This window comes from Ferrimicrobium sp. (genome assembly GCF_027319265.1).
Lineage (GTDB): Bacteria > Actinomycetota > Acidimicrobiia > Acidimicrobiales > Acidimicrobiaceae > Ferrimicrobium.
Genome location: NZ_DAHVNP010000070.1, coordinates 106447 through 122202, shown reverse-complemented (window position 1 = coordinate 122202; position 15756 = coordinate 106447). Strand labels below are relative to the sequence as shown.

Genomic DNA, 15756 nt, shown 5'->3' with positions numbered 1-15756 from the left:
ACCACACCAGAGAGGCAGACTCACGAGAGATCGCCAAGATCCTCATGAGTCTGTCGTCTCAAACCCGTGTCACTGGATCCAGTCATACTTCTTCAGGATCGGCCACCGCGATCCACCTTTGGCCCTTGTTCCTCGGCACCCATGTAGGTTCCAATGCGACGGAAGCCAAGGCGCTGATAGATCTGAGCGACCTGCTCATCCTCAGCGGTAAGGAGAACAAGTTGAATACCATTTGCGAAGGCGTTCTCACATAAGAGCTGCACGACTGCTGATCCAAAGCCACGTCGGCGGTAGGCGGGCAGGGTTCCAACGCCAACGATCTCAGCGGTATCACCCACCCGGTTGTAGGAGCCAACGGCGACCGCTCCGCTCCCCTCCTGGACAGCTATCCCCGTGACGGTTCGCCCCGAGCGTGCCCGCGCGAAAACATGTCGGATCTCGTCGGCATCGAGTTGGGCAAACCGAGCCTCCCGCTGTACGACCCCAGCCTGTGTGCCCACCGTCTGATCGAAGGCGACATGGGCGACAGCGCGAGCCTTGAGCAGCCCCAAGTCCTCTGGATCGAGAACGACGGTGCGCACTGACCTCCTTTGCACCTCGAGCATCTCCTGTGTCATCACAAGGAGTGGATGTTCCGAGATTATCAGTCCAAATTTGCGGACCACCGCCTCCAGCGATGGGTGTAGGTCGCAGATCCACTCGAGCTGGAGTGGTTGTCGCCAGTTCTTGCAGGCACGCCGCAACCGCACGAGATCTCGTGGGCGAACCGCTCTACCACTCCGATCAGGACGGGCATAATAGGCCCATGGCGTGCGGCTTACGAACAGCGTCAGCGCACCGACGGAGATCGCCTCGCTATCTGCGCGCGGAGCCTCATCGAGGTACTGGTCAGCCCGTGTGCGCAGCAACGCAACTTCGGTCGTCATCATCGACGCTTTAGACCCCTGCAACCGTGTGAGCCTCACCGCGGCTGATGCGCCGCAACGCCGATCCTCCCTTTCACCGCCTTCTGCGCCTGATAACGAGAAATCGACTTAGCCATCGCGTCCAATCCCAAGGAGTGCACGCAGTCGGTCCACATCAAAGGTGACCGCACCAGCCCCAGGGGTGGGGTAATGATCGAATTCGTTCAGGAGGGCAACAAGTTCCTCTCGACGAGTTAGATCCTGTGCCGCTTGCCGTGGAGTGAGCCCATGCAATGCCGGAATCGATTCGTCAAGCCAGGCCATCTCTCGTTCCCGAATAAATTTTTCTAGCGCTGCCTGCACCTCCTTCGAGGCGATCTGCTCCTCTGTCAACTGTCGGCTTCTCGAAGTCGGTGACAAAGACACGTCCTCTCGGTCCTCTTGTACCTCCTCAAAATCCCTTCGTGTTGCCTCAACGATCTCAAGGTCGTCGATGGCTCCCATTAGCATTCCTAAGATACTCTCCTCACGTTCCACGGCATTCGTCGTGACCACCAACTGGTCATCAACACGCTCTAGCCAACCACGCACCATCCCGTGTGACGCGCTTCGATCGATGACCTTCCAACGCTCTCCCTGGTCACGCTCGAACAGCTTGTCGAGGACTGGCGTCATCTCTTCCCAACTGGTGGTCTGCGAGACAAGCACGCTCTCGCAGAACACGACTTCCTCATCATCAAAAGTCCTCATCTCGACAGGAGTCGACATCGACCTGATCCAAGCAGCGAGTTCAGTCGGACCACCCCCTGCGCTAAGGGTAACCAACAGAGTCTCTCTCTGTACCGCTGACAACCGTAGCGGAATGCCGATGACCTGAAACCCTGTCCCCGCCGGAACCACGCGGACATAGAGGTAGTCACCCACACTGATCTCACTCGCCATCGACCGCTCTTGCACCACTCGCGAGAGACCACCGATGGTATCGAACATCGTGATGGAGGTGCCAGGATCGATCGCAACGACTTGCCACAGTGATGGACCAAGATCGACCCACTCGCGGACCAATTGGAGCTCGTCAGCTGGCAAAAGCGTGCCCCGGACGTTGAGAAAACGTTCCAACATCTCACGGCTCATTGCTATGAGATCGATAAGGAATGGGAGCGTTGCACCTTGGAGCGCCTCCACCTCGCTATCTTCCATGGTCTCCATGATGGGCCGCACGAGATCTTGATTTTGGGACCGGAGCGCAAAGGTGACGATCTTTTGGTAGAGCAGGCCAATTCGCCTCTCGATCGGTCGAGTCCTGTCGCCCAGACAACAGAGTTTGTATTTACGACCTGATCCGCAAGGACATGGGTCATTGCGTCCGACCCCTGGTGCTGGCTGGGACAAAAGATCCTGCAGGTAGGCACGCTCGGGCTCGTCCTCATCGACCCCGGCCCTTGCGTAGAGTCCATCAGCACGTCGTAGGTCGCCACTATCGCTCACATACCAGGCCAACTCCTCCAAGGCTGGACGATACCAAGGGTCCAACCTGATTGCCAACTCAAGCTCTTGTTTGGCCTCTACCACTGCACCATCACGCTCTAGATTCAACGCCTGCAAGTAGTGGGTTTGCGCCGACTCAAGCCCAGCAGCGCTCAGCCTTGCAAGAAATGCGTCTAGAACGGTACTGGGTTCACCACTGTCCTCGAGAATGGTTTCGCCCAGTGCTGGTGTCACACTACCATGAGCAAGATGCCCCAAGATAACCCGGCCCAGCTGCTCTTCATCATCGTCATCAACAGGGTCGTCATCACTCAACGCTCCCAGCAAGTAGACGAGCACCTCAGTAAAGGCTGTCTCACAACAACGGTCAAAACCAAACTGCTTTGCGATGGCATCCCTGACCATCCCGCCCGCGCTGAGCTCATCGCCAGCAACATAGACAACTGAACCGACCGCCTTCAAGCCGACACGTTCGCACAGATCGGTGAAGGGTGGCACCGGACTGCGAAAAAGAGTTGCGTCACGAGCCAGCACCTCAAGGAGCAGCTCGATGGCGTCGAGTGGCTCTCCAGCTTCACTGAGCTCATCGAATGCCTCCCGGATCGCCTCCTCCTCGCGGACACCGTCGCCGATGTGTTCACCTAACTCCACAGCGATCACGCCATCACGGCGCGCTAGCACCGCCAACGAGGGTTCCTCGATACTTCGCAACCAATCCCGACTTCCTTTGTAGAAGAACTTTGATTCTGCATCCTCTTGTTCCGCGAAGCCAAGATCAGAGCCAACCTCGAAGGCAAGCTCACCGCCATCAGCTAATGGGATGGCCTCGACTAAATCGCAGTCAATGAGAGCTAAATCAGGGAAGGCTTCGAGCACCTCATGCTCAAGCTCGAATGACGTCACCCAATGAGCGAGCTTGACACCATCGAGCATGTTGTCGATTGCGATCACCATCTCGTTCCGGGTCAGCCAGAACTCGCCCGTTGAGGGAAGTTCCTCTCGGAGTATCTCTGCAAGCTCTTCACTAGGGACCCCTACCAGCGAGGTGAGATCCTCTCGTTCACGCAGGCGAGTGGCGAGGATCCCGATGGGCAGCGCATCGCGACCAAGTTCCTCATGGACGGCGTTCAGCAATTCATCATCAAACTCCATCTCATTCACGCTACCAAAGATCTGCGTACGTGTTGCGAGTAGCGCGGCATATCATCCCTGATGATTCCCACGACGTTACCCTGCTTACATTGCGTGAAGCTTCTAGAAAACGACTCGCGCAGATTTGCCCTTCATCCACTGCTTCGTTGGGACCCGTTACACCTCCCATAAGGCATTGGCGGACATCCAAAACTGCACAGTGACGGCCAAATAATTGCACGCTGGCGGACACCAAAACTGCATGGCATTGGAGGGGACCTAGAGGCCTAGGTACAGGCGGGTGCACATCTACAACAACAAGGCAGGCTCCCTATGGGCATACTGGTGATAGTTGTAGTCGCCAAACCCATAGGGAGCCCTCAACCATGACGGATAGTAACCAAGCCATGAACATACTCGAGGCCTATGACCTCTACCAGTCCTACAATCAAGCAGCCAGAGAGTGTCACTGCTCTCCCAATACCGTGCGTTCCCTCGTCGCCGCAAGGCGGGAGGGGACCTTGGCAATGCGGGGTGAGCGTGAACCACGATCATCTCTCTTTGAACCTGAAACATCTGGTTCTCGTCACCTCTCTCGTTGAGACGTTCAGATCCCCGACGCAGTCCACCTCAAGAGTCGATCAGGGTGCCCCTGACCGATCAAAGCTCTGGCTTATGACCAGCCTCAGATTTGCAAAACGACATCTGGACACCAGATCTACGTGAGTCGTTACTCCTGCGATGCAGGGAACGGGAGTCGACGTTCACGCCAGCCAAATGCCCGCTCGAGTTGCGCCGCTAAACCGAGCAACGTGTACTCATCCCAAGGACCCGCCACCAACTGGATACCCACAGGTATGCCAGTCGCAGTCACGTGAACCGGCAATGAGATTGCGGGCTGTCCCGTCATGTTGAACGCAGAGGTGAATACCGCCATCTGCAGAACGGTGAGCGAAGAGCTCGACGTCTCACCAGATGCGTGCAGCTCCTCGAGTACCGCACCAGCGCGAGGAGGAAGAATCGCCATCGTCGGGCTGAGCAGGATATCGAAGTCACTCCCCCATCGACTGAGGAATCCGCGCGTCCAGCGCTGGAGATCGGCGACGGATTGCACGTAGTCAAGGCTCGAGACCCCTAGGGCGGCCTCGCGGTTCCGCTGGATGTGCAGATCCGTCTTTGTCCAATCCACATCGCGATAGCCCGCGAGGCCTGTGTTCACGATGTTCAGAAATGGACCCAGGAAGTCATCGATATTGGGCAGTTCGAACGACTCGATTACGTGGCCGAGGGATTCAAGTGTCTGAGCCGTAGCCTCGACAGCCCCTAGACATGCGGGATCGACTGGCAGGCCAAAGGGAGCGGTCGTCACCATGCCGATTCGTAGTCGTGCTGGCTCCCCAGCAAGGGCGTTCGCAAAGGGTTGTTCAGGCGCAGGAGCGTTGTACCACTGCAGCGGATCGGGTCCGGCAATCTGATCGAGCACCGTCGCCACGTCCGCGACGTCGCGACCGAGGACACCCTCGACCGAGCCACCCTCCCACGAGAAGTTACGGGACGGGACCCTTCCGCGAGCCACCTTCAGACCTACAAGTCCACAACAGGAGGCGGGAATCCGGATCGAACCTCCACCGTCATTGCCGTGGGCGATGGAGAACATCCCGGCCGCTACTGCCGCAGCCGCCCCTCCGCTCGATCCCCCGGGCGTGCGATCAAGATCCCATGGGTTTCGAGTGACCCCATAACGGAGATTCTCCGTCACTGGGATCGGGCCAAACTCAGGAGCGTTGGTGCGTCCAAAGAGCAGAAACCCCGCCCGTTCGAAGGCGCGCACCACCAACTCGCTCTCGAGTTTGGGCTCGTCTGAGACCGCTAGGGACCCGTAGGTCGCCGGCCAACCCGCCACCTCGGTGAGATCCTTGATCGGGAGTGGCACCCCAAAAAAGGGCGGGAGTTCCTCATCACTCGTATGAACGAGCACATCCGTCATCGCCGATGCGCGCCGTTTCGCCTCCTCGTCATCGGACCAGACAATAGCATTCACCTGTGGGTTGAGCGCGTGAATCCGTTCGGCGGTATAGGTCAACACCTCCACTGGGCTGATCTGGCGCGACCGGATCAACCCTGCAAGTTCGATGGCCGTCGGCATCTGATTGAAGAGTTCGGGCATGCACCAAGGCTACCACTTGGCACACCAGCCAACAGGACACCCGCCAAGCACAGCCTCACGTTGACGGGTGCTCCCGACACACGACGACATTCGTGCCAAAGATCGTTCACCGTCGAGATCGTGTTCGCCAGAGGGTATCGGTGGGCCCCATGATGATACACCGTCGCACCTTGTCACCAAGAACCTTGCAGCGGCGCACCCCCACTGCGACGAAGAACCTGCTCCAACCGCGACCACACCATGGTCAGCGGTGTCCCACGCTATTGGACAACCGAGCTCGGTGGGCCCAGAGTTCCACCTTCCAAGACGGTTTGACGTTGTGCGCTGGCGATCGCTCCAATCAAGGAGACCAGCTGACGAGATTGTTCGCGCGGTGATATAACACTTCGCTATATTGCATTGGTACTACGACCGGCTATACTACCTCTTATGCGCACGAGTACTCATTCCAGTGGCTCAGCCACAGAGCTGCTCCTACTCGGCCTTCTCGCGGACGAAGGTATGCACGGTTACGAACTCAAACGGCGCATCGACACCGCTTTTGGCGCCCTGATGACTATGTCCTGGGGATCGCTGTATCCGGCACTGGCCAAGTTGGAGCGTCGCGGGCTCATTCGCTCGGAGACAACCAACACTCCTGCATTCGATTCGCGTCAACTCTCTGGGGCTCTCGCAGCAGAACTCGCATTGCTCCAGCGTGGCGAACAACCCGCCAATGGGCGTCGCAATCGGAAGGTCTACACCATCACCACCGCCGGCCAGACCGCGCTACTCGAGCTCTTGCGTGGCATCGCCCTTGACGACGATCGCACCTTCTGGTTCGCATTAGCGTTTTCGGACCATCTCACCGAGGCTGAACGCATCCGCCTCTTCGAGCGACGGGTTGGCCTCATCAATGAACGCATGCGTGCCCTTGGTGAACTGTCGGCACGTTCTAACGGTCTCGGCCAGGTCAAGCATGGTCTCGAGTATCGTCTCGACGCTGAACTCCAGTGGATCGAGCGTGAACTCAAGGATCTTCGAGAGCAACCTACGCTCTCGCGGTAAGCAGAAGAAAGGAAACGGGGAAACCGATGTCAAAAGTACGCGTAGCAATCGCCGGCGTGGGAAACTGCGCTAGCTCACTCATCCAAGGGGTGCATTACTATCGAGGAGCGAACCCAGAGGACGAAGTCCCTGGTCTTATGCATGTCCAGCTCGGCGACTACCACGTCAGCGATCTGGAGTTCGTCGCTGCCTTCGACGTCGACGCCACCAAGGTTGGTGTCCCACTCTCCAAGGCGATCTTTGCCGGTCGCAATAACACCATCAAGTTTGCCGATGTTCCTGAGAGTCAGGTGACGGTCCAGCGAGGACCAACACTCGATGGCCTTGGCAAGTACTACCGGGAATCTATCGAAGAGTCTCCGGTCGAACCAGTCGACATCGTGGAGACGCTCCGAGCTGTACAAGCAGACGTGCTGGTCGCGTACCTGCCGGTCGGCTCCGAGCAGGCACAGAAGTTCTATGCTCAGGCCTGCATCGATGCCAAGGTGGCCTTTGTCAATGCCATCCCGGTCTTCATCGCCTCTGATCCAGAGTGGGCAGCCAAGTTCACCGCCGCTGGCGTTCCTATCGTTGGCGATGATATCAAGAGCCAGGTTGGCGCCACGATCGTGCACCGCACGCTCGCTCGCCTCTTCGAGGACCGTGGGCTTGTGATCGACCGCACCTACCAGCTCAACGTCGGTGGGAACATGGACTTTAAGAACATGCTTGAGCGCGAGCGACTGGAGTCGAAAAAGATCTCGAAGACGCAGTCCGTCACCAGCCAGATCGACAACGGCATCGAAGCCGACGATGTCCACATCGGCCCCTCAGATCACGTGCCGTGGCTTGAGGATCGTAAATGGGCCTACATTCGGCTTGAGGGTCGCAACTTTGGTGATGTTCCCTTAAACATCGAGCTCAAACTTGAGGTGTGGGACTCCCCCAACAGCGCAGGCGTCATCATCGACGCCGTTCGTTGTGCCAAGATCGCCCTTGACCGCGGCGAGGGCGGGCCACTTCTCGGGCCATCTGCCTATTTCATGAAGTCACCACCTCAGCAGTTCCGTGATGGAGTCGCGCAAGAGATGGTCAATGAGTATGCACGCTCCCGCTCTTAGCTAACCGTCGGCTAGCCGACTCCAGGAGTGCCAGACTCGGGGTTCACCAGAAACTCCTCAATGGAAGCTGCGACCGCCTCCACCACCTCAGGGCCCAAGATGAGCCAACGGTGGGGGTGGTCGATAGCGATCGAAACCGCAGGCATCCTCGTCTCACGAAGGATCGGCAAGGTCATCCCACGAAGGCTGATCATCACCGGCAGTTCGAGACGTGAGAGACCATCAGCGACCATCTGGGCTAGCAACATGCCCGCGGGCGAGGTGTAACGAAAACCGGAGTAGTACGCGACCTGCAACCCCGAGGTCGAGAAGTCGAAATAGGTCACGAGATCGAGTTCCCGCGTGTTCACGATGGTGGCGAGGTGTGATTGATCGGCGTCGGTGAGCGCCACCGCCTTGGCTCCCCTTGCACGCAGACGCTGGGCAAGCAGATCTGCCTGCTGTTCCAGCGGAAGGGCAGCAAGGATCGCCACAGAGGCCTCTGACAACGGCTTTGTCCGGATGCGAAGGCGCTGTCGCTCACGAACTCCATGGATATGCTCAGTGCTGCGTCCAAAGACACGACGCAACTCGTCGACGGTTGCTCCTCCACAGATTCCATCGGCAGGAAGCGCTACATTCGATTGAAAATCCTGCAGGGCATCTCGCGTTCTCGTACCAAAGATACCGTCGACTCTCCCCGGATCGAACCCTAAGTTACCGAGTCGCTCCTGCAACCAGGCCACATCCTCACCACGGAAACTGGGATTTCGCAGATACAGAACTCGATCCCCAAAGGCAAATCCAGCCTCAACCAAACTCCTCCAGGTGATACGATCGCAATCCCCTGTCTCAGGAATTCCACGAGAGGACTGGAAAGCGACAAGCGCATCGGATAGGCCCACCAACCCTACATCGGGAGACAGAAAACCAAGCCGAACCAGACGCATCTCGACATCCGCCAAGCTCGCCTCAGAATGAGGGATCAGTGCCGCGGTTCCCTCAGCACTCACCCCGCTAGCGCTGGGTCCAGCTCCTTCAACAGTGCCTTCTTGGACATCGCTCCTACGATACGCTTCACCGGTTCGCCGTCTCGAAACAGCATCAGCGTCGGGATACTCATGATCTCGAACTTCCGTGCCACCTGCAATGCGTTGTCCACATTCAACTTCCCGATCACCAGCTGACCATTCTTGTCCTGGGCTATCTCCTCGAGAATCGGAGCAATCATCTTGCACGGTCCACACCACTCTGCCCAGAAGTCTACTAGTACCGGTGTCTGCGACGCCTTGATACGGTCATCAAAATTCTGATCATTGAGTTCAATAATCTGTACACTCATCTTCTTCTCCATTCACTCGCCGTGACAGTACTTGCACGTGCAACTATCAACATCGTCATCACCGAAGTATTCCTCAGGCCTCTTGCGCAGCAAGGTAGTGCTCAACATCGAGCGCCGCTTGACAACCAGAACCAGCCGCCGTGATCGCCTGGCGATAGATATGATCCTGTACGTCGCCTGCGGCAAATACCCCCCTGACGCTGGTTGCGGTAGAACCCGGCTGCGTCGCGAGGTAGCCAAGGTCATCCATCTCGAGTTGTCCTTTGAAGACATCGGTGTTGGGTGCATGGCCAATCGCCACAAAGAGACCGGTGAAGTCATGGCGCTCTTCGGGTCCACCCGCTGGGTCCTGCACGGTCACGCCGGCGAGCGAACCACCCTCTTCGTGCAATGCCGTCACCTGACGATTCCATAGGAAGGAGATCTTCGGGTTGGCAAAGGCCCGGTCCTGCATGATCTTCGAGGCCCGCAGCGCATCGCGACGGTGAATAATCGTCACTGACTCGGCGAACTTGGTGAGGAATAACGCCTCCTCCAACGCAGAGTCACCACCACCAACGACCGCGATACGGTGGCCGCGAAAGAAAAAGCCGTCACAGGTTGCACACGTTGAGACGCCGTGACCGACCAGCCGTAGTTCGTTATCGAGTCCGAGCATCAATGAACGGGCGCCGGTCGCTACGATCACGGCGTCAGCGGTGTAGGTCGGCTCGTCAGGGGTCGCATCAGATGCCCAAATAGCGGCGTGTTGACCAGATAGGTCGACTCGAGCAGCCTTGGCCCCATGCATTCTTGCACCAAAGCGTTCCGCTTGACTTCGGAAGTTACCCATGAGCTCTGGGCCGAGGATGCCGTCGACAAAACCTGGGAAATTTTCGATCTCCGTTGTTAGCATCAGCTGGCCACCAGGCTGATCAGAGGTTGACGATGGCTCGCCTTCGAGTATGACTGGGCTGAAGTCGGCTCGGGCCGCATAGATGGCCGCCGTGAGGCCAGCTGGCCCCGAACCAATAATTACTACCTTCACATGCTCTGTCATTAGAGTCCTTTCTCCTTCACCACCGTGTTCGTCCGGCTCACTTCGTCGACGCAGTTCGTGTGCTCAAGGTTCGCACCACGACAGGAGCTGCCCTATTACCGGCAGCAGTCGCTATCGCCCCCTGGGTCCTGCGTAAGCCCACGCGCGCCCCATCACGCCGAAGCGCCGGTGACAAGGCGATACTTGCCCATCTTGCGCCAGGCATACAGCGATAGCAACAGGGCGAGCCCACCGATCACAAAGTACGTGATCCATACCCGTCCTGCGAAGAGATAGGCATCGAGCAGCTTGACCAAGGCGTCGACGGTCAACACGCCGGCGACCACCGCCAGCGCCAAACCCAGTAGGCCAAAGATGATAGCGCGTGCGACCCAAAACAACGGCGACACCGCTTTGCTCTGTAGAAACTTAGCGATCTCGTCAACCCACTCCGCCGCGCGAGCGGCTAGGTCACGCTGACCCTCTGTTTCGCCGTGATAATCAGCCACGTACCCTACCTCCTTGCCTACCATCCTACTTGGGTTCGTGCTTGAGCACCGAGATACCAAGGGCACCTGGGCCAGCGTGGGTCCCAATGGTGGCGCCCATGACCGAGACCACCACCTCATCCACACCGGTCACCTCACGTACACGCGCTAGCACGGCATCGAGGTCGTTCGCCATCGCGTGGACGAGACCAACCCGCTCATAGGGTCCACCACCAGCGAACTTCTCCAACAGCGAAGTAATGGCGCTCTTGCGAGTGCGCACCCGCCCCGCCGCCTCGATCGCACCATCACGCACCTCGATCAGCGGTTTGAAGGACATGACGGTACCCAACAGGGCGCTCGCTGCACCGATTCTTCCGCCCCGGCGAAGGTTCTCAAGGGTGTCGAGCATACCGAAGGTGACCACTCGCTCGATCGCCGCGCGCACGATCCGCTGGCACTGCTCGGTATCCGCCCCAGCCTGCGCGGCGGTTGCTGCACTCACCGCCACCAACCCCTCGCCAACCGTCAAGCTCCGGGTATCAAAAACTGAGACGCGGCCTGAGTAGGCGCTCGCTGCAGCCAGTGCCGCTTGATACGTCGCCGACAGATCCTTGGTCATGGTGAGGCAGATGACGTGGTTCGCACCGGCGTCAAGTTCGCTACTGAAGGCGGCGTCAAACTCTGCTGGCGATGGGGCTGCTGTCTTCGGCAGATCGCTCGCTCGCTGAGCGAGTTCCCAAAACCGTTCCCGCGAAAGCTCGGTTCCGTCTTTGTAGTCAACCCCATCCAGGCTAATCGTTAATGGTACACGACGGATCCCTAGGGCATCAGCCAATTCGTTCGGCAGGTCGGACGCCGAATCGACCACTACGGCGACACTCATCGATGGATCTCCCTTCCTTGGCGGCCAAGTCTAGTTGCGAGCGCATTGAGAACCACGAAGACGCCTGCACAAATCAGGAGTGCTCCCAGGGTCTGAAGGAAAAAACCAACACTCCTTGACGCAGTGATCGAAGGCAAGGTCCTCCACAGCACCAGGGCTGCGATGGCACCAATCACCCCAAGCTGCAACCACACCCGTACGAGTTGCCCCGGTGCGCGAAGCGCGTGCATTCTCATCAACACGAAGAGACCCAGCAGCGCCGCCACTGTGTAGGCAATGGACAAGGATGTCGTCAACCCGACGATTCCATATCGGTTGACCAACGCAAAGGCGAGCACGATGTTGAGCCCATTCTCTACAAGGTAGAGGACGAAGACGACTCGGGCATTGCGGGTCGCCTGAAGACCCTGCACAATCGAGAGGAAAAGAGCGAATCCTGGCAAGCCCACCGCGAATCCCTGCAGCGCCATGGCGGTCAGCTTGACGCCGGCCATGCCTACCGCTCCATAGCGAAGCACCAGATCGAGTCCCACTGGAGCACCAACCAACATGACTGCCGCGAGCGGTAGTGTGATCGCCACACTCGCCCGAAGCGCGCGGGTAAGGTTGGTAGCAAAGCCTTGCCGATCACTCGTGGCCCACAGTCGAGCCAGCCGGGGTTGGAGCGCCGTCATAATCGAGAGCGAGACGATCGCATAAGGCAATTGGAAAAACAGATAGGCATAGTTGTACGCACTGATAAACCCAGGTCGAGGGTCAGCGATAGCCTGGATCACGAAGACGGCGATCTGGTTGGCGATCACAAAGCCAATGGTCCACGATGAAAGGGAGAACATCTCACGAACCGCGGGGTCTCGAAGAGCAAAGGATGGACGGAACTCAATCCCGAGCCGCAACATGACCGGTAACAGAACGAGCATCTGCGCCGCTACACCCGCGGTCGAACCGAGACCCAGAATCAACACGGCATCCGAGTGGGCTAACACCACGCTAAGATTTGCACCCGGATAGAGCGTGGCGAAGGTCACGAGTGAGGCGACCGAGACGATGTTGTTCGCGATCGGAGCGAACGCCGCCGAGGCGAAGTTGCCTCGAAGGTTCAAGACGGCGGTGAACAGCGAGATGGCGCCATAAAAAAAGAGCTGTGGCGCAAAGAGACGCAGCAACTCGGTGGCTAGTTCCCGTTGCGCTAGTGCATAGGCGTGATGGTTCGCGATTGTGTAGAGACCGATGATCGCCGGTGCCAGTAGTTCGAAAATCATCGTCGCCACTAGCAGACCGACGATCCCAAGAGTCAAGATCGTAGCTTGTGACCTCGTGCCCAACCGACGCCCCGCGACGCTAAAACGCGCCGAGAGTACCGGTAACAGGGTTGCTGAGATGACCCCTCCCAAGAGGAGGTCATAGAGCATATTTGGGGTATTGTTGCCAAGGTTATAGGCATCAGCGAGCGGACGTACGCCGAGCACGACGGCGAGCACGATAAGACGCGCCAATCCGGTCAGGCGAGAGGTCAGTGTTCCGGCCGCCAGCAAGGCCGCATTTTGACTAGCCGATTCCCGCGTCCCAAAGAGAAGACGCTTGAGTTGTGCGATCACTCGGTGCTCGTCTTCTTATGGTGGCGACGAGCAGTGCGTACCCACCATGAGACCAAGACCAGTGCAGCTCCGACCGTCAACACGATGCCGACCGTGGAGAATCCAGTGGAGTGGACCGTGAGGACATCCGTGATAAGCACCTGTCCGTTGGGAGCCGATACCACCGCGGTTACCGCGAAGGTTCCTAGCGCTTTCACCACGACCGGCAGTCCCACGGTAGCCGTCCCCTTTGTTAAGTCCATATTACGCTTCGACCCCTTAGGGAACGAGATCTCCGATGACCGGATCGAGAGCTGAACACGGATAGGAAAGGGTAACCGCGAGGAGAGAGTGAGCGGTACCGACACGCTATGAGAGGTGAGAGTGATGGTCTTGGAACCAACCAACTGTACATCATCGAGCAGCTCCTGCTCTTGTTGCCCAAGCAAGGGCAGCGCCTGTGTGGCCGCATGCGAGTCGCTTGAGGTGGCGAGTTGAGCCAAGCCGATGATCCCGACTAAGCCATCTCGCGATCCACTATCAGCTGACGCAAGGGCGCTTAACCGAGCCAATCGGTGACGCTGTTCTTTGGTTAGCGCGCTGCAATGCTTTGGAGTGGGAGCTAGCGAAAGATTCGCGAGCGAGATCTGACTGCTTGGCAGGGCGGCTGCGGTTTGGATCGTCATGCTTTTGAGTAATGGGTTGGCCCCAAGATGGTCAAGCACCGTGGTAATGTCCTCGATCTGTCCAGGTGTCGTGAGGTTAACCTCCATCACTGCCACCCTTCCACTCTGCGCCGGTGCTTGAAAATAAAACTGGGCGAGATCTGCTACCAGCCGTTGATAACCCAGCGGTGTATCCGCGTTGGCGAATTCGTTACCGAGCTGTCCACTCGCGCCCAAAATCGTAAGCCCATCGCTGCGGATGTAAGCTGGGTCGGACACCGAGAGCACCGAGGCGAGTTGGCTCAATACCCCATCGGGGACGACGACCGAATCGATCCGTTGTTGGCCCAGCACACTGAGGGTATGACGGGTAGGGTGCTGATAGAGGACCGCCGTCTTGGATCCCGTCCCGTTAATTAGACCAGAGAGTCGAAGTCGTGCCCTTAGACCAATAAACGAGGAGAATGGCGAACGAGGACAGCTGGTAGCCGCGGCAGCGTACGGCGAAACGATGCGCTGATGGAGGTTCGACGGGCCAATCAGACTGGCATATTTTTTCTGGAGCGCAACGGAAGTGCCGATTGCGCCACCCAATGAGATCGATGCGGCCACTGGTGAACTCGACAGACGCGAGAGGGCCGCATCAACACGCTTTGCGGTAGTCGATAGCTCGAAATGGAGGACTGGCGCTACCCCAAGCGGTGCCGTGACCGCGGTGCTTGACGGAAGGAACGGGATCCCCAAAATCAGCTGATCGAGGGTGACCCCTGTTTGGCTGTTAGCGAGTCGAAGTTCAACCGGATAGACCCCTGCACAGTTCGTACCACAGGAGAGGTCGGCAAAGATCCGCGACGTCAAGTCATAACCACGGGACGAGCCCAACGACGAGAGCGCACGGGGCCTCGACAAGGCCAAAGGCGAGCCACTCGGACCGAGTTTGAGGGTCTGGCGCAGCTGAAAACGTGAGGATGTGCTCGGATAGACGACAAGAAACGCCTCCACATTCGAGGAGGGACCAGTCCAGGTGAAGTGCAGTGAGAGTGGTTGCGGGTTCACCAGGATACCCACATCCTGGGTTAGGGTTACCTTCGCTCTTGCAGCCGTCAGGTCCGATCCGCTTCGCAGCGGAAAGGCCAACAAAATCAGGATGAATACGAAGCTGCTACGGAGAAGCAGGCTCAAAAATCGAGATACCCTCCGCCTGTTGCTCGAAACCGAGCTTGAGGTAGAGTCTGAGGGCGTTCTCGTTACGTTGTTGTGTATTGACTCCAACTCGCCGTGTTCTCCACCTCTTGGCCCACCGTAGTCCGTCGACGATAAGTCGAGTAGCAAAGCCGCGCCCCTGCCATTGAGGATCAACCGCGATCCTCTGCAGGTAACCTTCTCCACCACCTAAGCCAAAGATAGCGTAGCCCGCGAGAACATCGGAGTCGCCTACTGTCATCACCCTAAACCGACTTCTTGGTGTTGCGGCTACCGCCTCAGAGAGTGCGAGCTGATTCATCGCCCAAAACGGCTCAAAGCAAGCGTTGTCAACCCGAATCACCTCCTCAATGTGGAGTGGACTGGCTCGATGAAGCCTGCCGATACTGGCAGAATCCGGTACCTTAGGGAGCGGAAGCGCACATCTTCGGAAGAGCACATGCAGTCGATCCAACTCCCGGAATCCAGCATTGAGCAAGACCTGTTTCTGTGTCGCTCCTGTCGCCTGCACCAAAAAATGAGAGTAACCCATCTGCCGACCTACGGCTATCGCGCGCATCAGGATCTCCGGATCGCGCATCCACACCTGCGTGGGTGCCGCCACAAGCACCGCCTGCAAATTCCCATACCACGGCGAATATCGAACTTGGATACCACCGACACTTCTCAGCGCAGCCAACTAGCGTCAACGGTCCTTTCTTCAGTTGCCCTCCATCCGCGAAGGATCACTCATCCAAACCTTAGTTGCCGACGTAGCCCT

General features: G+C 58.1%; 14 protein-coding genes. 3 read left to right on the top strand and 11 right to left on the bottom strand.

Annotation, left to right across the window (positions count from 1 at the left end):
• Positions 1–92 precede the first annotated feature (92 nt).
• Complete coding sequence (locus M7439_RS10775; protein WP_308464495.1) at positions 93–929, bottom strand: GNAT family N-acetyltransferase; 837 nt, start codon at positions 927–929, stop codon at positions 93–95.
• 105 nt (positions 930–1034) lie between these two features.
• Entirely contained in the window at positions 1035–3545 is a 2511-nt protein-coding gene (locus M7439_RS10770; RefSeq protein ID WP_298342762.1) for an SEC-C metal-binding domain-containing protein, read from the bottom strand.
• Between the two features lie 365 nt (positions 3546–3910).
• Here M7439_RS10770 and M7439_RS10765 point away from each other — a divergent pair, with 365 nt between their 5' ends.
• Positions 3911–4126 (top strand): hypothetical protein, encoded by a 216-nt coding sequence (locus M7439_RS10765; protein ID WP_298342759.1) that lies wholly within the window; start codon positions 3911–3913, stop codon positions 4124–4126.
• 128 nt (positions 4127–4254) lie between these two features.
• On the opposite strand, the gene M7439_RS10760 is transcribed toward M7439_RS10765, so the two are convergent.
• On the bottom strand, positions 4255–5691 hold the full coding sequence (locus tag M7439_RS10760) for an amidase (protein ID WP_298342756.1): 1437 nt from the start codon (positions 5689–5691) through the stop codon (positions 4255–4257).
• 429 nt (positions 5692–6120) lie between these two features.
• Here M7439_RS10760 and M7439_RS10755 point away from each other — a divergent pair, with 429 nt between their 5' ends.
• Together M7439_RS10755 and M7439_RS10750 are read left to right on the top strand one after the other, a co-directional pair.
• Complete coding sequence (locus tag M7439_RS10755; protein WP_298342753.1) at positions 6121–6738, top strand: PadR family transcriptional regulator; 618 nt, start codon at positions 6121–6123, stop codon at positions 6736–6738.
• 26 nt (positions 6739–6764) lie between these two features.
• Positions 6765–7838, top strand: coding sequence for an inositol-3-phosphate synthase (locus M7439_RS10750; protein ID WP_298342749.1), 1074 nt, complete (start codon positions 6765–6767; stop codon positions 7836–7838).
• A gap of 11 nt (positions 7839–7849) precedes the next feature.
• Here the strand turns inward: M7439_RS10750 and M7439_RS10745 are convergent, their stop codons facing one another.
• From M7439_RS10745 to M7439_RS10710, 8 genes are all read right to left on the bottom strand, one after another.
• Entirely contained in the window at positions 7850–8830 is a 981-nt protein-coding gene (locus M7439_RS10745; RefSeq protein WP_298342746.1) for a peptidoglycan-binding protein, read from the bottom strand.
• The gene (gene trxA, locus M7439_RS10740; protein WP_308464494.1) at positions 8827–9159 is read right to left on the bottom strand and encodes a thioredoxin; all 333 of its coding nucleotides are present in this window, start codon (positions 9157–9159) and stop codon (positions 8827–8829) included. The genes M7439_RS10745 and trxA overlap by 4 nt, the downstream gene beginning before the upstream one ends.
• Positions 9160–9232: 73 nt before the next feature.
• On the bottom strand, positions 9233–10198 hold the full coding sequence (trxB, locus tag M7439_RS10735) for a thioredoxin-disulfide reductase (protein ID WP_298342740.1): 966 nt from the start codon (positions 10196–10198) through the stop codon (positions 9233–9235).
• 152 nt (positions 10199–10350) lie between these two features.
• The gene (locus M7439_RS10730; protein WP_298342737.1) at positions 10351–10686 is read right to left on the bottom strand and encodes a hypothetical protein; all 336 of its coding nucleotides are present in this window, start codon (positions 10684–10686) and stop codon (positions 10351–10353) included.
• A 25-nt stretch (positions 10687–10711) separates the two neighbouring features.
• Complete coding sequence (locus tag M7439_RS10725) at positions 10712–11551, bottom strand: DegV family protein (RefSeq protein ID WP_298342734.1); 840 nt, start codon at positions 11549–11551, stop codon at positions 10712–10714.
• Positions 11548–13149 (bottom strand): murein biosynthesis integral membrane protein MurJ, encoded by a 1602-nt coding sequence (murJ, locus tag M7439_RS10720; protein ID WP_298342729.1) that lies wholly within the window; start codon positions 13147–13149, stop codon positions 11548–11550. Before murJ ends, M7439_RS10725 begins: the two co-directional genes overlap by 4 nt.
• A complete protein-coding gene (locus M7439_RS10715; protein ID WP_298342726.1) occupies positions 13146–14975 on the bottom strand; it encodes a DUF6049 family protein in 1830 nt (609 codons plus the stop codon). The genes murJ and M7439_RS10715 overlap by 4 nt, the downstream gene beginning before the upstream one ends.
• Positions 14956–15675: a GNAT family N-acetyltransferase gene (locus M7439_RS10710; protein WP_308464493.1), complete on the bottom strand. Its 720-nt coding sequence runs from the start codon at positions 15673–15675 to the stop codon at positions 14956–14958. The genes M7439_RS10715 and M7439_RS10710 overlap by 20 nt, the downstream gene beginning before the upstream one ends.
• Positions 15676–15756 lie beyond the last annotated feature (81 nt).